The 18,515-nt window shown below is 74.5% G+C and carries 17 protein-coding genes and 1 riboswitch; of the genes, 9 read left to right on the top strand and 8 right to left on the bottom strand.

The genetic code is table 11. The features are described from left to right. Window positions 1-6 precede the first annotated feature (6 nt). The 3 genes from rplI (at window position 7) to ACI79Q_RS13650 (ending at window position 4,788) form a co-directional block, all read left to right on the top strand. Window positions 7-453 carry a 50S ribosomal protein L9 gene (gene rplI, locus ACI79Q_RS13660; protein WP_456589618.1) on the top strand — a complete coding sequence of 149 codons (447 nt, stop codon included), beginning with the start codon at window positions 7-9 and terminating at the stop codon, window positions 451-453. Between the two features lie 788 nt (window positions 454-1,241). Beyond that, complete coding sequence (dnaB, locus tag ACI79Q_RS13655) at window positions 1,242-2,612, top strand: replicative DNA helicase (protein ID WP_456589619.1); 1,371 nt, start codon at window positions 1,242-1,244, stop codon at window positions 2,610-2,612. Between the two features lie 247 nt (window positions 2,613-2,859). Continuing rightward, on the top strand, window positions 2,860-4,788 hold the full coding sequence (locus ACI79Q_RS13650) for an Ig-like domain-containing protein (RefSeq protein WP_456614846.1): 1,929 nt from the start codon (window positions 2,860-2,862) through the stop codon (window positions 4,786-4,788). A 130-nt stretch (window positions 4,789-4,918) separates the two neighbouring features. Here ACI79Q_RS13650 and ACI79Q_RS13645 read toward each other — a convergent pair whose 3' ends face one another. Together ACI79Q_RS13645 and ACI79Q_RS13640 are read right to left on the bottom strand one after the other, a co-directional pair. Then, on the bottom strand, window positions 4,919-6,115 hold the full coding sequence (locus tag ACI79Q_RS13645) for a fatty acid desaturase family protein (RefSeq protein WP_456589621.1): 1,197 nt from the start codon (window positions 6,113-6,115) through the stop codon (window positions 4,919-4,921). Between the two features lie 26 nt (window positions 6,116-6,141). Then, window positions 6,142-7,251, bottom strand: a complete 1,110-nt coding sequence (locus ACI79Q_RS13640) for a ferredoxin reductase (RefSeq protein WP_456595989.1) — start codon at window positions 7,249-7,251, stop codon at window positions 6,142-6,144. Window positions 7,252-7,343: 92 nt separating this feature from the next. Between ACI79Q_RS13640 and ACI79Q_RS13635 the strand changes: the two genes are divergently transcribed. Together ACI79Q_RS13635 and ACI79Q_RS13630 are read left to right on the top strand one after the other, a co-directional pair. Then, window positions 7,344-8,576: a PucR family transcriptional regulator gene (locus ACI79Q_RS13635; RefSeq protein ID WP_456600251.1), complete on the top strand. Its 1,233-nt coding sequence runs from the start codon at window positions 7,344-7,346 to the stop codon at window positions 8,574-8,576. After that, window positions 8,573-9,892 (top strand): CoA transferase, encoded by a 1,320-nt coding sequence (locus ACI79Q_RS13630; protein ID WP_456600252.1) that lies wholly within the window; start codon window positions 8,573-8,575, stop codon window positions 9,890-9,892. The genes ACI79Q_RS13635 and ACI79Q_RS13630 overlap by 4 nt, the downstream gene beginning before the upstream one ends. Before the next feature lie 49 nt (window positions 9,893-9,941). Here the strand turns inward: ACI79Q_RS13630 and ACI79Q_RS13625 are convergent, their stop codons facing one another. Next, the gene (locus ACI79Q_RS13625) at window positions 9,942-10,559 is read right to left on the bottom strand and encodes a class I SAM-dependent methyltransferase (RefSeq protein WP_456589625.1); all 618 of its coding nucleotides are present in this window, start codon (window positions 10,557-10,559) and stop codon (window positions 9,942-9,944) included. Between the two features lie 53 nt (window positions 10,560-10,612). Continuing rightward, window positions 10,613-11,950: a DNA polymerase IV gene (locus tag ACI79Q_RS13620; protein ID WP_456589626.1), complete on the bottom strand. Its 1,338-nt coding sequence runs from the start codon at window positions 11,948-11,950 to the stop codon at window positions 10,613-10,615. 124 nt (window positions 11,951-12,074) lie between these two features. Here ACI79Q_RS13620 and ACI79Q_RS13615 point away from each other — a divergent pair, with 124 nt between their 5' ends. Then, on the top strand, window positions 12,075-12,629 hold the full coding sequence (locus ACI79Q_RS13615; RefSeq protein WP_456589627.1) for an NfeD family protein: 555 nt from the start codon (window positions 12,075-12,077) through the stop codon (window positions 12,627-12,629). Then, window positions 12,626-14,146 (top strand): flotillin family protein, encoded by a 1,521-nt coding sequence (locus tag ACI79Q_RS13610; RefSeq protein WP_456589628.1) that lies wholly within the window; start codon window positions 12,626-12,628, stop codon window positions 14,144-14,146. Before ACI79Q_RS13615 ends, ACI79Q_RS13610 begins: the two co-directional genes overlap by 4 nt. 6 nt (window positions 14,147-14,152) lie before the next feature. Here the strand turns inward: ACI79Q_RS13610 and ACI79Q_RS13605 are convergent, their stop codons facing one another. From ACI79Q_RS13605 to thiM, 4 genes are all read right to left on the bottom strand, one after another. Next, window positions 14,153-14,824 (bottom strand): TenA family protein, encoded by a 672-nt coding sequence (locus tag ACI79Q_RS13605; RefSeq protein ID WP_456614845.1) that lies wholly within the window; start codon window positions 14,822-14,824, stop codon window positions 14,153-14,155. After that, window positions 14,821-15,633: a bifunctional hydroxymethylpyrimidine kinase/phosphomethylpyrimidine kinase gene (gene thiD / locus ACI79Q_RS13600; protein WP_456614844.1), complete on the bottom strand. Its 813-nt coding sequence runs from the start codon at window positions 15,631-15,633 to the stop codon at window positions 14,821-14,823. The genes ACI79Q_RS13605 and thiD overlap by 4 nt, the downstream gene beginning before the upstream one ends. After that, entirely contained in the window at window positions 15,630-16,292 is a 663-nt protein-coding gene (thiE, locus tag ACI79Q_RS13595) for a thiamine phosphate synthase (protein ID WP_456613291.1), read from the bottom strand. The genes thiD and thiE overlap by 4 nt, the downstream gene beginning before the upstream one ends. Beyond that, entirely contained in the window at window positions 16,292-17,098 is an 807-nt protein-coding gene (gene thiM, locus ACI79Q_RS13590) for a hydroxyethylthiazole kinase (RefSeq protein WP_456613290.1), read from the bottom strand. Before thiM ends, thiE begins: the two co-directional genes overlap by 1 nt. Further along, a riboswitch (TPP riboswitch) is annotated at window positions 17,092-17,185 on the bottom strand. It overlaps the preceding gene by 7 nt. Before the next feature lie 81 nt (window positions 17,186-17,266). Here thiM and ACI79Q_RS13585 point away from each other — a divergent pair. Next, window positions 17,267-17,770 (top strand): DUF3291 domain-containing protein, encoded by a 504-nt coding sequence (locus ACI79Q_RS13585; RefSeq protein ID WP_456614843.1) that lies wholly within the window; start codon window positions 17,267-17,269, stop codon window positions 17,768-17,770. Beyond that, window positions 17,767-18,420: a Type 1 glutamine amidotransferase-like domain-containing protein gene (locus ACI79Q_RS13580; RefSeq protein WP_456589634.1), complete on the top strand. Its 654-nt coding sequence runs from the start codon at window positions 17,767-17,769 to the stop codon at window positions 18,418-18,420. The genes ACI79Q_RS13585 and ACI79Q_RS13580 overlap by 4 nt, the downstream gene beginning before the upstream one ends. Window positions 18,421-18,515 lie beyond the last annotated feature (95 nt).

Raw genomic sequence — 18,515 nt, 5'->3', positions numbered from 1 at the left:
AGCACGATGAAGCTGATCCTCACGCAGGAGGTCACCGGTCTCGGGTCCTCCGGCGACACCGTCGAGGTCAAGGGCGGCTACGGCCGCAACTACCTCCTGCCCCGCGGGCTGGCCATCGTCGCCACCCGGGGTGCGGAGAAGCAGGTCGAGTCGCTGCGCCGGGCGCGTGCCACCCGCGACGTCCGGTCGCTCGAGGAGGCGCAGGCCGTGGCCGGTCGCCTGTCCGGGCTGACCGTCCAGGTGCCGGCGCGCGCCGGTGACGGTGGCCGGCTGTTCGGCCGGGTCACCACCGCCGACGTCGCCGCTGCCGTGACCGCCGCCGGTGGCCCGGAGCTCGACCGTCGCCGGATCGAGCTGCCCAGCAGCATCAAGACCACGGGCCAGCACACCGTCACCGTGCGGGTGCACCCGGAGGTCAACGCTCAGCTGACCATCGAGGTCGTCGCCAGCTGATCGAGGCCCCTCTGCCGCCCGCCGCTCGCGACGGGACCGGGCAGAGGGGCGCCCCGTCCACGCTCTCCCCGTGCTCGCTCGGGGTGAGCCATCGGACGAAGGCACCGCCCACGAGGGGCGTCGGACGCAGGTCCGGCGCCCCTCGTGGCGTCTGCGGGGCCTGGTCCCCTGACGCCTCCGCCGTGCCCCTGCCGGACCCCCCTGCTCGGCGTGGCCGGCCCGCCGGGTGCCCTGAGGACCGCTCTCGCGCCGTCCGACCGGGGCAGGGTGCCCGGGGGGCGGGGATCAGCCGGAGCCCGCCACGGGGGCGCTGGGGCGGTCATCGCGCGCCGTCCACGAGGTGGCCGGCCGGTCACGACGCCACGTCCGGAAGGTGGCCGGCCGACCTCGCGGAGGGGACCGGTGCACCGGTGTGGCTCCTGGTACGACACCTCGGATTTTCTTCCTGGGTTTTCTCCGTCCACACCCGGTGGGCAGCGTCCCTGCAGGTCAGCTGGCGGATGACCGCCGGCGCGGAGCGGCTGTCCCCGTACTCCTCCACATGTCGACATGCGTCCGTCCACCGACTTGTCCACAAGTTGTGCAGATCGGTGTGCACACCGGTGGTGGACGTGGTCCGCGCTGCTTCCTAACGTCCTCTCCGGCCACCGAGCGGACGTGACTGTCAGTCCCCTCCGGTAGGCAGGAGCCGAACACGTGTTCGGCATGGCGCCGTCCGCCGAGCTCGCGTACTTCCCCTGCGCGTGGTGGTGATGCGGGCGCGCCCGCAAGGAGATGGAGGTACCCCCGTGGCGGTGGCCGACGAGTTCAGCCGACCGTCCGCGACAGCGCCGGCGTACGACCGGCAGCCGCCGCAGGACGTCGCGGCGGAGCAGTCGGTGCTCGGCGGCATGCTGCTGAGCAAGGACGCGATCGCAGACGTCGTGGAGGTGCTGCACGGCAACGACTTCTACCGGCCGGCGCACCAGGTGATCTTCGACTGCATCCTCGACCTGTACGGGCGGGGTGAGCCGGCCGACGCGATCACCGTGGCCGCGGAGCTCAACCGCACCGACCAGCTGTCGAAGATGGGCGGCGCGGTCTACCTGCACACGCTCATCCAGTCCACGCCGACGGCGGCCAACGCCGGCTACTACGCCGCGATCGTCGCCGAGCAGGCGGTGCTGCGACGGCTGGTGGAGGCCGGTACCCGGGTCGTCCAGCTGGGCTACGGCGCAGCCGGTGGGAAGGGCGACGTCGACGACATCGTCGACCGGGCCCAGCAGGAGATCTACGACGTCACCGAGAAACGCATGAGCGAGGACTACTCGCGCCTCGAGGACGTCCTCCAGCCGACGATGGACGAGCTGGACGCCATCGCCTCCCGCGGCGGCACGGCCCGCGGTGTGCCCACGGGCATCCGCGACCTCGACGAGCTGACCAACGGCCTGCAGGCGGGCCAGATGGTCGTCATCGCGGCCCGTCCCGGCGTGGGCAAGTCGACCCTGGGGCTGGACATCGCCCGGTCGGCGACGGTGAAGCACGGGCTGCCCGCGGTCATCTTCTCGCTGGAGATGAGCAAGCACGAGATCACCATGCGTCTGCTGTCGGCGGAGGCGAAGGTGCCGCTGCACCACATGCGCGCCGGCTCCCTCTCCGACGAGGACTGGGCCAAGCTCGCGCGCCGGATGGGGGAGGTCGCCGACGCCCCGCTCTACATCGACGACTCGCCGAACATGACGATGATGGAGATCCGGGCGAAGGCGCGGCGGCTCAAGCAGCGCAACGACCTCAAGCTCGTGGTCATCGACTACCTGCAGCTGATGACGTCGGGCAAGCGCGTCGAGAGCCGCCAGCAGGAGGTCTCGGAGTTCTCCCGTGCGCTCAAGCTGCTGGCCAAGGAGCTCGAGGTCCCGGTGATCGCGATGTCGCAGCTGAACCGTGGGTCGGAGCAGCGCCAGGACAAGAAGCCGATGCTCTCGGACCTCCGCGAGTCCGGCTCGATCGAGCAGGACGCCGACATGGTGATGATGATCCACCGCGAGGACATGTACGAGAAGGAGTCCCCGCGGGCCGGCGAGGCCGACATCATGCTGGTCAAGCACCGCAACGGCCCGACCGCCAACGTCACGGTCGCCTTCCAGGGCCACTACAGCCGCTTCGTGGACATGGCGAACTGAGCCGCCCGGCTGTACGGCTGGGCGGGGCCCGGGACCGGTCGGTCCCGGGCCCCGCGGCATCTGGGGGGCACGGGGTCCGGTCGTGCTCGGCAATCCGTGCTGGTAGCCCCCGTGATGGGCTGCGAGCACCGTGCACGAACCCATCCGCGCAGCGCAGCGCCACGGTCTGCACCGATGCAGCCGGCAACCATTGTGGCCCGTGTCACCAGTGGGTTAGGAAGAGGTCCCCTCAGGCATAGGAGACCCGTTGTCCTCACATCCCTGGCGCCGGACGACCGCGTCGGTCATCAGCGCCCTGGCTGCGGCGGTGACCGTCACGGCCACCGCCTCCCCCGCGCTCGCCGCCCCCGCACCGGCCCAGCCGGTATCGGTCTTCCCCACGAACGACCTGACCGTTCCCGACCGGCAGCAGCTCACCGGCCTGCGGGTCGCCCTGCCGACGGAGAACTGCGGCACCGTCGTCACCTGCGGTCTCGTCGAGCGGCTCAACCAGCTCGACGGCTTCGACCTCGACCCGCGCATCGCCGTCCGCTTCAGCGCCCCGGTCGACCCGGCCCAGGTCGCCGAGCGGATCACCGTGCGGCAGGAGCGCGGCGGGTGGCGCACCGGCGTCGACCGCGTCGTCTGGGACCCGGCCACCAACACGCTGTACGCCCACCCCGTGGAGCAGCTCGCACCGGGCACCACGTACCGCATCGACGTGCAGGCCGGGCCGGCGAACTCGGCCACCACCGAGACCTTCACGACGCTGAGCGCCACCGACGGACTGCTCGACCTGAACCGGCAGATCCAGTCGAACCGCGCGCTGCGCGAGCTCGGGATCGCGCGCCCCGGGCTGGAGATCGACGGCGTCGTCCCGGTGACGGGCTCGACGGTCACCTTCGTCCCCGACCGGCCGGCTCCCGGCACGCCGGGGGGCACCCCGGCCGGGCCGAGCGTCCAGCCGATCAACCTCCTGCCCGCCGGCAGCACGCTGGTGTTCGGTTCCTACCAGGCACCGTCCTGGCTCACCCCCGACGGCACCATCACCCAGACGCCGACCCGGGACGACGGTCCGGCGCCGGTCGAGGCCGACCGCCTGCCCTTCGTCGCCGTCCTCCCGCCCGGCCCCGCGCCGGACGGCGGCTGGCCTACCGCAGTCTTCGGGCACGGCTTCACCGGCTCGACGACCAGCGTGTTCCTCGCCGCCCTCACCAACGCCCGCAGCGGCATCGCGACCATCGGGACCAACGTGGTCGGGCACGGGTACGGCCCGGAGAGCACCTGGCAGATCACCACGGCAGCGGGCGAGACCCGGACGTTCCCGAGCTACGGCCGGGGCGTCGACCAGGACGGTGACGGGCTCTTCGGCAGCACCGAGGGCTCCTCGGCCACGGGCGCGGCCGGTGCGGTCTCGTCCCGGGACGCGCTCCGCCAGACCGCGGCCGACATCATGACGCTGGTCCGCTCGCTGGGCGGAACGGACGTCGACGGCGACCGGCGCGGCGACCTGTCCGGCGCGCGGGTCACCTACTTCGGGCAGAGCTTCGGTGGCATCTACGGCACCATGCTCGCCGGCGCCGACCGGGCGATTGCCCGCTCGGTGCTCAACGTGCCCGGGGGCCCGATCAGCGAGATCTCGCGCCTCTCGCCGGCCTTCCGGCCGCTCACCTTCCAGGCGCTCCAGGCCGCGGGTCTGGCGCCCAACAGCCCCGACGCCAGCCGCTGGTTCTTCGAGGAGCAGCTGCCGCTGCGCGGTGAGGGCCCGGTGACCGCGACCGCGCCCGGTGCCCTGGCCATCCAGGACTACCTGGCCAAGGCGACGTGGCTGACCCGACCCGGCAGCCCGGAGACGTTCGCGCCGCTGATCCGGCACGACCGGGTGCTGGTCCAGGTCGCGTTCGGTGACCAGACGGTGCCGAACCCGACGTCCTACACGCTGGTCGACGCCGGTGACCTGTGGTCGCGGACGAGCCTCTTCCGCAACGACGAGGCCACCACCGCCGCGCTCAACCCGCACGGCTTCCTGCTGGACGTCGCGCGGTTCCCGGTGGCCGCGATGCAGGCCCAGGGGCAGGTCGCGGCATTCCTCGGCCGCGGGGAGGTCGTCGACCCCGATCTCGACGGCCCGGTGTGGGAGGTGCCGATCAGCGACCCGACGTTGCTGTGGTCGCTGAACTTCCCCGGCCAGGGCTGATGCCCTGAGCGCCGGGGGGCGTTGCACGCGAGAGGCCCAGGACCACGACGGTCCTGGGCCTCTCCCGTTCACGGCCCTGCCCCGAGGCCCACCCTGAGCGAGCGAAGGGTGAGGTGGGCGGGGTCCTTTCTCAGGCGGCGGCGCGCATCAGCTCGCGGCGGACCTTGGGCCCGCCGGTGGTCATCTTGTACAGCTTGGCCAGCTGCGCCGGGGCGTTCTTCGGCGTCGTCTCGGCGAGCCAGCCGTTGGGCAGCGAGAGCCGGATGACCTTGTGCCACGCGCTCGCGACCTGCTTGTACAGCGGGGCGGAGTGGTAGGTCAGGTCGTAGCGGTCGAAGATCTCCTTCACCCGCGGGGCGATCTCGGCGTACCGGTTGCTCGGGAGGTCGGGGAACAGGTGGTGCTCCACCTGGTGCGACAGGTTCCCGGTCATGATGTGCATGGCCTTGCTGCCGGAGATGTTCGCCGAGCCCAGCATCTGGCGGAGGTACCACTCGCCGCGGGTCTCCCCCTCGATCGAGGTCTTCTCGAAGGTTTCGACGCCCTCGGGGAAGTGGCCGCACATGATGACCGAGTGCGACCACAGGTTCCGCACGACGTTGGCGGTGAAGTTCGCGGCCAGCGTCGGCAGGAACGACGGGCCCGACAGCAGCGGGTGGACGACGTAGTCCTTGGCGGCCTGGTTGCGGATCTTCTTCAGCACCTGCTTGGCGGCAGCCCGGAACTTCGGGTCGTTGCGCCGCTTCTTGGTTGCCAGGTTCTTGCCCAGCTCCAGGTCGTACGCGGCGATCCCGTACTCGAAGAAGCAGGCGTTGATGAAGTTCCACAGCGGCTGCGCCAGGTACAACGGGTGCCACTTCTGGTCCTCGTCGACGCGCATGATGCCGTAGCCGAGGTCGTTGTCCTTGCCGACGACGTTCGTGTACGTGTGGTGCAGCTCGTTGTGCGAGTGCTTCCACTGCGCGGCCGGGCTGGCCATGTCCCACTCCCACGTCGTGGAGTGGATCTTCGGGTCGCGCATCCAGTCCCACTGGCCGTGCAGGATGTTGTGCCCGATCTCCATGTTCTCGAGGATCTTGGCGATCGAGAGGCCGGCGGTGCCGAGCACCCACGCCGGGGGGAACTTGGAGAACAGCAACACGGCGCGGCTGCCCAGCTCGAGCTTGCGCTGCACGTCGATGACCGTGCGGATGTACTTCGCGTCGTCCTCGCCGAGGCTGTCGCGCACCTCCTGCCGGATGGTGTCGAGCTCCTTGCCGATGAGCTCGATGTCCTCGGCGGTCAGGTGGGCGATCGGGTTCTCGGGCTTCTTCTGCAGAACGGTCATGTGTCCGGCTCCTCGGTTCGGCTGGATCAGTGGTCGATGGCGCAGGCGCCGGCGGGGGCGCTGATGCAGGTCTGGACGAGAACGCCGTCGCCGACGTCCTCCGCGGTGGTGATCTCCCCGTTGCGCAGGTCGCGGACCGCGCCCTCGCGCAGGGGGAGCACGCAGCCGTAGCAGATGCCCATCCGGCAGCCGCTCGGCATGAGGACGCCGGCCTCCTCGGCGGCGTCGAGGATGGGGGTCGCGCCGTCGGCCTCGACGCTCGCGCCGTTCCTGGTGAAGGTGACGGTGCCGCCCTCGCCGGTGACGGCGATCCGCGGGCGGAAGCGCTCGGTGTAGAGCCGGTCGGCGATGCCGACCGAGGCCCAGTGCTCCTCCAGCGCCTCCAGCATGCCGACGGGGCCGCAGGCCCAGGTGGCGCGCTCGTGCAGGTCGGGCACCAGTTCGGCGATCGACCGCGCGTCGAGCATGCCGGCGCTGTCGGTGTGCTGCTCGATGAGCCGGATCCGGCCCTCGGCGGCCATCTGCCGCAGCTCGTCGCCGAAGACGACGTCGTCGGCGGTGGGCGCCGAGTGGACCAGCACGGTGTCGGCCAGGGAGTCGGCGTGGTTGCGCAGGATGCCCATGACCGGCGTGATGCCGGACCCGGCGGTGACGAACAGCGCCTTGGCCGGCACCTGCTCGGGCAGGCAGAACTCCCCGGTGGCCTGGTCGAGCTGGACGATCGTGCCCGGCTGCACGCGGTGCACCAGGTAGTTGCTGACCTTGCCGTCGGGGATGGCCTTCACCGTGATGGTGAAGCAGCCGTCGGCCCGGCCGAGGACCGAGGTGATCGAGTAGGCGCGCCACTGGCGGACCCCGTCGATGTCGACGCCGATGCGGACGTACTGGCCGGGCGTGTGCGGCAGCCAGTCGCGGCCGGGGCGGATCACGATGCTCGCCGCGTCCCGGGTCTCCCGCTGCACGGCCTCGATCCGACCGCGCAGAGCCGCACCCGAGCGGAGCGGGTCGAACAGGTCGAGGTAGTCGACCGGCAGCAGCGGGGTGGTCACCAGCTCGGCGAGCCTGAACACCCGGTCGCGCAGCGCGCTCCGCGTCGGCGGGCGAGCCGCAGCGGGGCGAGGGGCGGTTGCTGTCATGTACTCAGCTTTCCCAGTCCGAGCACCAGATACCTGTGCTCCGGATGTGAATCCAGCGGTAGCTTCTGTTCCGGCTGAACAAAGGAGACCCGATGTCCCCGGACCCGGCACCGTTCCCGGAGACCGTCGCGGAGGCGATGCGCGCCGAGCTGACGGCTGTCGCCGAGCGGGCGGTGGAGGAGATCATCGTGGGCGTCCCCAGCTACGCGGACGCGTTCGCCGGCCCGATGGGTCGCAAGATCTCCGCCGCCGTCGAGATGGCGTTGCGGGGCTTCCTGCAGGTCGCCGCCGCCGGGGGCAACGTGGACGCCGGCACCCCCGGGGGCCCGGTCGTCGAGGCCGCGTACGCCCTGGGCCGCGGTGAGGCGCGCAGCGGCCGCTCGATGGACGCGCTGCTGGCCGCCTACCGGGTGGGTGCGCGGGTGTCATGGCGGGACATGAGCGCCACCGCCGTCCGCACGGGAATGGACCCCGAGTCGCTCGCCCGGTTCGCCGAGCTGGTGTTCGCCTACATCGACCGGCTCTCCGCGGCGAGCGTCGCCGGGCACGCCGACGAGCTGGCCTCCAGCGGGCGCGCGCGCCAGCGCCTGCTCGAGCGGCTGGCGCGCGGGCTGCTGACCGGCAGTCCGCACACGGAGCTCACCGAGCTGGCGCAGCGGGCCGACTGGACGCCGCCGCGCACGCTGACCGTCGCGCTGCTCCCCGAGGGGCGGGTCCGCGGCGCGATGGTCTCCCTCGATCCGCGCACCCTCGTCGCGGCCGAGGACCTGCCCGGGCTGGACCCGGCCGGGGAGACCGCGGTGCTGCTCGTGCCGGACGCCGACGGCGCCCGACGCGGCGCCCTGCTGCGCGGCCTGGCGGGCCGCCGGGCCGTGGTCGGGCCGGCGCGCCCGTGGTGGAGCGCGCAGGCGTCCTACGGCCGCGCGGTGCGTGCCCTGCGGCTGGGCATGGCCGGGGCGGAGGACGGACCCCTGGACACCGATGCCCGGCTGGCCGAGCTGCTGCTGCGCGCCGACGAGGAGGCGCTGGCGGATCTGCGGGCCCGGGTCCTGGCCCCGCTGGAGGCGGTGGGCGAGGCCGCCCGGGAGAAGCTCACCGAGACGCTGCGCTGCTGGCTGCTGCACCACGGCCGGCGCGACCAGGTCGCCGCGGCGCTGTTCGTGCACCCGCAGACGGTCCGCTACCGGATGACGCAGCTACGTCAGCTCTACGGGCGCGGCCTGGAGGACCCGCAGACGGTGCTGGAGCTGACGATCGCGCTCGGTATCCCGCTGGCACCACCAGCGGGTGGGGCGCCGTCCCGCGGGCCCGGTGGGCCCGGGTGACCCTCCCGCCGGGCGCGGCCCGGCTGGTCGACGAGGTGGGGACGGCGATCGGCGCCGCATGGGACGTCGGCGTTCCACTGGTGCGCGCACGCACGGGGCTGGCCGGCCGCCTGGACGTCCCGGGGCTCGCGATCGGTGCGGTCGCCGCGCAGCTGCTCGCCGCCCGTGACGTCGGCGAGGTGGCGGAACGACCGCTCCACCTCGACGCGGGGCACGTGGCCGCATCCTTCGCCGGCGAACGGCACGTGAGGTTTCACGGGAAACCAGCCGGCGGCGGGTTCGCCCCGCTGTCCCGCTTCTGGCGGACCGCCGACGGCTGGGTCCGGCTCCACGGCAACTACCCGCAGCACCGCGCTGCCGCGACGGCGGTGCTGGGTGAGGACGTGGCGTCCGCCGCGCTCCGGTGGCGTGCCGAGGAGCTGGAGACGGCGGTGGTCGAGGCAGGTGGGGCGGCGGCGGCCGTCCGCAGCGAAGCCGTCTGGGCGGCGCACCCCCAGGCGGCGGCGGTGCGCGAGCAGCCCCTCGTCGCGGTGACCCACGTCGCCGAGCATCCGGGGCGCTGCGTCGCGCTGCGCGGGATGCGCGTGCTCGACCTGACGCGGGTCATCGCCGGCCCGGTGGCCACCCGGGCGCTCGCGGCGCACGGAGCCGACGTCCTGCGGGTCGACTCCCCGCAGGCGCCCGACGACCTCGGTCTGCTGCGCGACACCGGCGCGGGGAAGCGGCACGTGCTGCTCGACCTGGCCGACCGGCACGACCGCACCCGGGTGGAGGAACTGGTCGCCGGAGCCGACGTCGTCGTCCAGGGCTACCGGCCGGGGGCGCTCGACGGCCACGGCCTCGATCCCGGGTCACTGGCCGAGCGGCACCCGCACCTCGTCGTGGCCCGGCTGTCGGCGTGGGGCACGCGCGGCCCGTGGGGGAGCCGCCGGGGCTTCGACTCGCTGGTCCAGGCGGCGACCGGCATCGCGACGGCATACGGCGAGGGCGACGTGCCGGGCGCGCTGCCGGTGCAGGCGCTCGACCACGCGACCGGCCACCTGGCCGCAGCCGCCGTCCTGGGGCTGCTCGGCCGCCAGCGCACCGAGGGCGGCGGCTGGTGCGCGGACCTCTCGCTCGCCGCGACGGCCCACTGGCTGCTGGACGCCCGCCCCGGGGACGAGCGGCCGGGACCCCCGATCGATCCCGGGCCATGGTTGGTCGAGCTGCCGTCGCCGGCCGGGCCCGTCACGGTCGTCGCCCCGCCGGGGCGTCCTCCGTGGACGGCGGGAGCGCTGCTGCCGCCGAGCACCCGGCCGCGGTGGCTGCCCCGCTGACACCGTCCGACCCGTGGGACGAGCGGCACGACGGCGCCCGGGCGGCTGCTCAGGCGGGGCGCAGCACCGCCACCAGGAAGTCGGAGTCGGGGGTGAACGGCCGCAGGTCCCACGTGGAGAGCAGCAGGTCCGGCTCCCAACCCGCCGCACGGGCGTCGGCGAGGAAGTCGTCGAACGCGTAGCCGCGGCCCGCGCCGAAGCCGATGACGGCCCGGCCGTCCGGCGCGATGTGGGCGCGCAGCCGGCGCAGCACCGCGCCGCGGGTGGACGGCGCGAGGAACGCCATCACGTTCCCGGCGCTCACGATGGCGTCGAAGGGCTCGTCGATGCCCTGCTGCGCGGGGAGGTCCAGCTCGGCGAGGTCGCCGACCAGCCACCGCGGACCCGGGTGGTCCTCCTCGGCCGCGGCGATCAGCACCGGGTCGACGTCGACGCCCACCACCTGGTGTCCAACCTCGTGCAGGTGGGCGCCGACCCGTCCGGGGCCGCAGCCTGCGTCCAGGACCCGCGATCCGCGCGGCAGCATCGCGTCCACGAGCCGCGCCTCCCCCACCAGGTCCATCCCCTGCTCCGCGAGGGTGCGGAACCGCTGGACGTACGCGGCGGAGTGCTCGGGGTCCTCCTGGGTCATGCGGGTCCAGGCGCTGGGTTCGGGACGACCGGTCATGGAGCCGTTCTACACGGGCGCCGGCCGCACCCGGAGCGCGCCGCCCGTCGCGGTCAGCCGGGTGCCCTCCAGTCGGGTGGCTCGGCGGGGTGCAGTGCCGGGTCGTCGGCGGCCAGCGTGCGCACCGGGCCCGGCGGCGTCAACGGGCCCTCGAACCGCACCGTCACCCGGCCCAGCCCGCGGCCCCACACCCAGCCGGCCCCCAGCTCCTCGTGCCGCACGTCCTGCCCCGGCCACCAGCGCTTCTCGACCGGCAGCTCCGGCTCCGCGGCCGCCTCCGGCTCGGGCGCCGCGGCCTCGTCGGGCGCGTCGTCCTCGGTCGCGAACAGGTCGCCCTGCGCGTAGAGGGACAGCCCCGACACACCCACCCCGAGCAGGCGCAGGCCCCCACCGGTCCCCGCCTCGGTGAGCAGGCGGCGGGCCGTGGCGGCGATCAGCCGGGCGTCGTCGGTGGGCTGGGCCAGGGTCTGGGACCGGGTGATCGTGGTGAAATCGTACCGGCGCAGCTTGAGGGTCACGGTGCGGCCGGAGTGCGCCGAGGCGCGCAACCGGCTGCCGACCCGCGCCGCCATCGAGTCGATCTCCCGATTCAGCACGGCGAGGTCGGTGAGGTCGCGCTCGAACGTCTCCTCGTGCGACACCGATTTCACCCCCCGGTCGGGGACGACGGCGCGGTCGTCCTCGGCGCGGGCCAGGGCGTGCAAGCCGGCGCCGTGGGCGCGGCCGGCGAGCGCCACGAGGTCGGGCAGCGACTTGGCGGCCAGGTCGCCGACCGTGCGCACGCCGACCTGGTGCAGCCGCTCCGCCGTCGCCGGGCCGACGCCACCGAGCCGCGTGACCGGCAGCGGGTGCAGGAGGTCGAGCTCGCCGCCCGGCGGGACGACGACGAGGCCGTCGGGCTTCTGCAGGTCCGAGCCGATCTTCGCCATCAGCTTCGAGCTGCCCACGCCGACCGACCCGGTGACGCCCCCCGTGGCAACGGCGATGCGCTCCTTGAGCCCCCTGGCTAGTTCCGTCACGCCGGAAACGGAGAGGTCGTGCCCGGGCCCGGCGGCGAGGTCGACGTACGCCTCGTCGATCGAGACGGGTTCCACCAACGGGGAGAGCTCGCGGAGCAGGTCCATGACGACGTCGGAGGTGCGGCGGTAGGCGGGGAACCGGCCACCGAGGAACGCCGTCCCCGGAGGGCACCGCCGGCGCGCCTCCGCGGTGGACATCGCCGACCGCGCCCCGTACGCCCGGGCCTCGTAGGAGGCGGTGGCGACGACGCCGCGACCGCCGACGCCACCGACCACGACCGGCCGGCCGCGCAGCGAGGGCTTGTCGCGCTGTTCGACGGCGGCGAAGAAGGCGTCCAGGTCCAGGTGCAGGATGCTCGCCTCCCGCCTCATGCCCCCGATGATCGCCCGCCCCGCGCAGGCGGGGGTCGCCGGGCTCCCCCGGGCGAGCGACTTCCTTGCCCGGGCGGTCACGGAACTGCCAGGCTCCCCGACGACGACACGCGGAGGGAGCTGGGTGGACACGACGACGGTGACGTTCCTCGTCGTCGGCGCGCTCGGCCTCGTCGTGCTGCTGCTGGCGACGGTCGTGGGGGAGATCGGCGACCTCGGCGGCGATGTCGACGGTCCCTTCTCGGTCCCGGCCATCGCCGCACTGCTGGGCGGCATCGGTTTCGGCGGCGCCGCCGCGACCGCGCTGCTGCCCGCCGGGCTCCCGACCGGCGTCACCGCCCTGCTCGCCGCCGTGGCCGGGCTGGTGGTCGCCCTGCCCCTGGCCTGGGGCGCGGTGCGCCTGTCCCGGGCGCTGCGCGACATGCCGACGCAGGAGACGCTGACCCGCCACCACCTCGCCGGGGCGCAGGGCGTCGTCGTCTCGGCCGTCCCCGCCGGCGGCTTCGGCGAGGTCCGGCTGGCGCTGGCCGGCCAGCCCCTCAAGTTCTCTGCCCGCAGCGACACCTCGCTGCCGGCCGGCACCCCCGTCTACGTCGTCGAGGCACTCAGCGAGACCGCCGTCCAGGTCGTCTCCACCGCGACGGATCCCCTCACCGAGCCCGGAGGCACCCACCCGTGACGCTGCTCTACGCGATCGGCGGCATCGTCGCCCTGATCATCCTGCTCGTCCTGCTGGTGCTGTCCCGGATCAAGGTGGCCGGCCCCAACCAGGCGTTCATCGTCACCGGGCGCCAGGGTCGCCAGGTCACCGACACCAGCGGCGTCGTCTCCCGCGACCAGTCCGGCCAGAAGGTCGTGATGGGCGCGAGCGTCTTCGTGCTCCCGGTCGTGCAGAAGCTGCACACGATGGACCTCTCCAGCCGCCGGATCCCGGTCGGTATCCGCGGTGCGGTCAGCAAGCAGGGCGTGAAGTGCGACCTCGAGGGCGTCGCCATCGTGAAGGTCGGCGGCACCGAGAGCTCGATCCGCGCGGCCGCCCAGCGCTTCCTCAACCAGCAGGAGGGCATCGACACCTTCACGTCGGAGGTGCTCGCCGGTGCGCTGCGCTCGATCGTCGGCCGGCTGACCATCGAGGAGATCATCCGCGACCGGGCCGCCTTCGCCTCCGCCGTCGCCGAGGAGGCCGAGTCCTCGCTCACCGGCCAGGGTCTCGTGCTGGACACCTTCCAGCTGCAGGACATCCAGGCGGAGGGGTCCTACCTGGCCGACCTGGGCCGCCCGGAGGCCGCCCGGGTGCTCAAGGAGGCGAGCATCGCCGAGGCGCGCGCCCGGCAGGCCGCGCAGCAGGAGCAGTTGCTGGCCGACGAGGCGATCGCGATCGCCCAGCGCCAGCTGGCGCTCAAGCAGGCGGAGATCACCGCCGAGACCGACGCCGCGAAGGCCCGCGCGGCGGCCGCCGGGCCGCTGGCGCAGGCCGCGCAGGACCAGGCGGTCCTCATGGAGCAGGAGAAGGTCGCCGAGCGGACGGCGGCGCTGACCGAGCGCCAGCTCGACACCCAGGTCCGCCGCCCGGCCGACGCCGAGCGCTACCGGGTCGAGCAGGAGGCCGAGGGGCGCAAGAACTCCGCCATCCTCACCGCCGAGGCGGAGCGCCAGGCCACCATCGCCGCCGCCCAGGCCGCCGCCGAGCAGGCCCGGCTCTCCGGGGAGGGCGAGCGGGCGCGGCGCTCGGCGCTCGCCGAGGCGGAAGCGATCGAGGGCGCCAAGCGCGGTGAGGCCGAGAAGCAGCGCCGCCAGGCGATCGCCGACGCGGTCGAGCGCGAGGGCGCCGCCGAGGCGGCCGCGATCCTCGCCCGCGGTCAGGCCGAGGCCGAGGCGCTCGATGCGCGCTCCGACGCCTTCGCCAAGTACGGCGAGGCGGCGATCCTGGAGATGCTGGTCAAGGTGCTGCCCGAGGTCGTGGGTGCGGCGGCCGCCCCGCTGTCCAGCGTGGACAAGATGACCGTCATCTCCTCCGACGGGGCGGGCTCGCTGGGGAAGTCGGTCGCGGCGAACGTCGCCCAGGGGCTGCAGCTGTCCGGTGACCTCACCGGCATCGACGTGGCAGCGCTGCTGCGCCGGCTCAGCGGCTCGGCGGCGCAGGGCGTGACCACCGTGCCGATCTCGTCGGACGGGGACGGCGCCTCCCGGGGCTGACGCCGGTCAGATCGCGACGGCCCACGCCTCGCCGGCGTGGGCCGCGCGCCAGAACTCCAGCTCGTACCGGGTGGCGATGGCGAACGCGGTGAGCATGGCGGCCTCCTGGTCGGGCGCGGTGCGCGCCGCGGCGTCGGTCAGCCGTCGGGCGGCGGCCGCGGCCACCTGGAACGGGGCGACGTCGTAGGTGGCCACCCACCGGCGGTACGGGTGGTCGGCGGCGGCCCGCGCGGCGGGGGCCAGCCGGGCGCCGACGTCGGCGTACACCCAGTAGCAGGGCAGGACGGCCGCGGCGGCGACCGGGTACGGCGCGGTCGCCGCCGTCGCCACGAGGTAGGAGGTGTACGCCAGGCAGGTCGGCGACGGCTCCGGCGGGGCGCCGGCCTGCCCCAGCAGCTCCGAGCCGAGCAGGTCGGCGTGCAGCTGCGTCTCCACGACCGCGCAGTTCTGCGCCGAGCCGGCCCAGAACGCGGCCGCCTCCGGGTCCGGGGCGCGGGCCGCCAGCAGCGCCAGCGCGCGGGCGTAGCCGCCCAGGTACAGGGTGTCCTGCTCCAGGTAGTGGCGGAACGCCTCGGGTGCCAGGGTGCCGGCGGCCAGCTCGGCGAGGAAGGGCAGCTCGTCGATCGCCCGGCGGAGGTCGGCGGTCGCCGCCCAGGCCCGGTCGCCGAACCCCCTCACGCGGGCCAGATCCCGGCGAAGTGGTGCACCGGGCCGTGGCCGGACCCGATCCCCAGCGCGCCGCCCCCGGCCAGGGCCCGCTGCAGGTAGTCGCGGGCGGGCTCCACCAGGGCTGCCCAGTCCGGGGGCGCACCGGCGCGGGCCGCCAGCGCGGTCAACGCCGACGAGAGGGTGCAGCCGGTCCCGTGCGTCGCCGTCGTGCTCACCCGGGGGCGGCGGGTCTCCGTCGTCCCGGCGGACGTGGCCAGCACGTCGACGCTGTCGGGGCCGCCGAGGTGGCCGCCCTTCAGCAGCACCGCGCCGGGCCCGAGGTCGAGCAGTGCCCGCGCCTGCTCGTGCAGCCCGTCCACGTCGGTGGCCGGCTCGCCGTCGAGCAGCGCGGCGGCTTCGGGCACGTTCGGGGTGATCAGGTCCGCGAGCGGCAGCAGCTCGGTGCGGACGGCGGCCACCGCGTCGTCGTCGATGAGCCGGTGCCCGCTGGTCGCCACCATCACCGGGTCGCAGACGACCGGGCCGGGGCGCCGCTCGGCCAGCACGCCCGCCACCGCCCGCACCACGTCGGCGCTGCCCAGCATGCCGAGCTTGGTGGCGTGCACGTCGACGTCGTCGAGCAGGGTGTGCAGCTGCTGGGCCACGAAGTCGGCTGGCACCGGGTGGACCCCGGTGACTCCCCGGGTGTTCTGCGCCGTGAGCGCGGTGAGCACCGCCGTGCCGTACGCGCCGAGCGCGCTGAAGGTCTTCAGGTCGGCCTGGATGCCCGCTCCGCCGCTGGGGTCGCTGCCAGCCACGGTGAGCGCCGTGGGCGTCATCGCGCACCCACCGGGGCGAGCTCGGCACGGAGCGCCGCGGCCGCAGCGCGTGGGTCGGGGGCGGCGCAGACCGCGGAGACCACGCAGACGCCGTCCACCCCGGTGGCGGCCACGGCGGCGGCCCGGGCGGCGTCGATGCCGCCGATCGCCACGGCCGGCAACCCGCCCGCGTGCGCCGCGCCCGTCAGCTCCCGCACCGCGTCGAGGCCCAGCCCGGGGCCCGCCTCCGGCTTCGTCGGCGTCGCCCACACCGGGCTCAGGCCCACGTGGTCGACGGTGCCCGGCGGCAGCCGCAGGGCGGCGGTCAGGTCGGCGGTGCTCTCCACGGAGAGGCCGAGCAACCGGTCGGGTCCGAGCGCCGCCCGCACCTCGGCCGCCGGCAGGTCCTCCTGCCCGATGTGCACGCCGGAGGCGCCGGCCAGCAGGGCGACGTCGAGGGCGTCGTTCACCAGCACGGCCACGTCCGGCCGGTCGGCGAGCGCGGCCTGCACCGAGCGGGTCAGCGCCAGCAGGTCCCGGCGGGAGGCGTGCTTGTCGCGCACCTGGACGGCGGTGACCCCACCGGCCACCGCCGCGCGGACCACGTCGGCCACCGACCGTGGCCGGCACAGCTCCGTGTCGGTGACCAGGTAGAGCGTCGGGTCGAACGGCGGTCGCATCAGTCGCTCCGCACGTCCGCGCCCGCGAGGTCGTCGGGGCCGACGGCGTCCAGGGCGTCGAGCCAGGCGGGCGCGAACGTGCCGGGCCCCGTGGCGGTCTCGGCGGCCCGCTCCGCGGCGAGCGCGACGTGCGCGTGCCCTGCCACCGCACCGGTCAGGGCGTCGCCGGTGGCGGCGACGTAGGCCGCCACCAGGGCGCCGAGCGCGCACCCGGCACCCGTGGTGCGGGTCAGCAGCGGTGAGCCGCCGCCCACCCGGATGGTCCGCGCGCCGTCGGTGATCAGGTCCACCGCGCCGCTGACGGCCACCACACCCCCGGTGCGTGCCGCGAGCTGTGCGGCGGCGGTCGCCGCGTCATCGGCGCCGGCGGTGCTGTCGACCCCGCGGCCGCCGGCGCCGGCGCCGGCCAGCGCCATGACCTCCGAGGCGTTGCCGCGCACCACGGCCGGCGAGAGCTCGACCAGCTCGCCGGCGAGCGCCGTGCGGTAGGCCAGCGGACCCACGGCCACCGGGTCGAGCACCCAGGGGGTGCCCGCCGCGCCGGCCGAGCGGGCGGCCAGCCGCATCGCCGCGGCGGTGCGCTGGTGCACGGTGCCCACGTTGACCAGGACGGCGGAGGCGACGGCGGCGAAGTCCTCGGCCTCCTCCGGGGCGTCGACCATCGCCGGCGCCGCGCCGACGGCCAGCAGGGCATTGGCGGTGAGCGTCTGCACCACCGTGTTGGTCAGGCAGTGGACGAGCGGTGCGTTCTCGCGCAGCGCCGCGCGGGCGGCGCGCAGGTCGACGACTTCCACAGCATCGGACATGCCGGTGACATCCCTTCGCCAGTGTGAACTGGAGCAGGTTCGACGGGTGTGTTCTCAGTCCCGGGCGGGACACCCCGTGCCACGTACGGGCTCGAACCTAGCGCAGCGGGCCGGGGGCCGTCACCGCCGACCTCGTCGACGGACGGGCGGGTGCCCTACGGTCGGCCCGTGGACCACCACCTCGCCCAGGTCAACGTCTCCCGCCTGCTCGCCCCGCTCGACAGCCCCGTGCTGGCCGATTTCATGGCCGCCCTGGACGAGGTCAACGCCGAGGCCGACCGGGCGCCCGGCTTCGTCTGGCGGCTGCAGACCGAGGACGGCAACGCCACCTCGGTGCAGGCGTTCGGCTGGGACGCCGCCGGCAGCCACGGCGTGATCGTGAACCTCACCGTCTGGCGGGACGTCGAGTCGCTGGCCGCCTACGTCTTCGGCGGGCGGCACGTGCAGATCATGCGGCGGCGCCGGGAGTGGTTCTACCGCGCCGCCGAGGCGACGACCGCGCTGTGGTGGATCCCGGCGGGCACCCTGCCGACCACCGACGACGCGGAGGCGCGCATCCGGCACCTGCGAGCGCACGGCCCGACCCCCGAGGCGTTCACCTTCCGCACGCACTTCCCGCCGCTGGAGGGAGCCGTGGCGCCGTCGTCGGACGACTGGCTCTGCCCGGCATGAGGCTGCTGCTCACCTCCGCCGGCCTCTGCGACCCGACGCTGGTCGCGGCGACGGAGGAGCTGGCCGGACGCCCGCTGAGCGGGCTGCGGGCCGCCGTCGTCCCCACGGCGGCCAACGTCATCGCGGGCGACAAGGGCTGGCTGATCGCCGACTTCGTGAACCTGCAGCGCGCCGGGTTCGCCGAGGTCGACATCGTCGACGTCTCGGCGCTGGAGGCCGAGGTGTGGGAGCCGCGACTGGAGGCGGCCGACGTCCTGGTGCTCACCGGTGGGGACACCACGCACCTGCTGCGGTGGCTGCGCCGCTCGGGCCTGGCCGACCGGCTGCCCGATCTGCTCGGTGAGCGGCTGCTGATCGGGATCAGCGCCGGCAGCATGGTGCTCGGGCCGCACCTCGCGCTGAGCCAGTCGGAGCAGCCGCGACCGGAGGACACCGTGGGCCTCGGCCTGGTCGACGTCCTGGTCGTGCCGCACCTGGGCTCGCCGTACTTCCCGAACGCGTCGGAGGAGGCCCTCCGGGAAGCGGCGCGCGACCTGGGGCACCGCGTGTTCGGGCTGGCGGACGGCACCGCGCTGGCCGTCGACGGCGACCGCGTGGCGGTCGTCGGCGCGGGTCCGCACCTGGAGCTCGAGCCGGCCGCGTCGCGATGAGCGCAGCCGCCACGGAGCCCGCCCGCGCGGTGCGTCGGGGTCTGCCGGATCGGGTTGGTGGTGGTCCCTTGCCCGCTCGTCGGTCGCCCGCCACG

The organism is Blastococcus sp. SYSU DS0828, from assembly GCF_054050975.1.
This window is presented reverse-complemented; position numbering and strand designations above follow the sequence as displayed.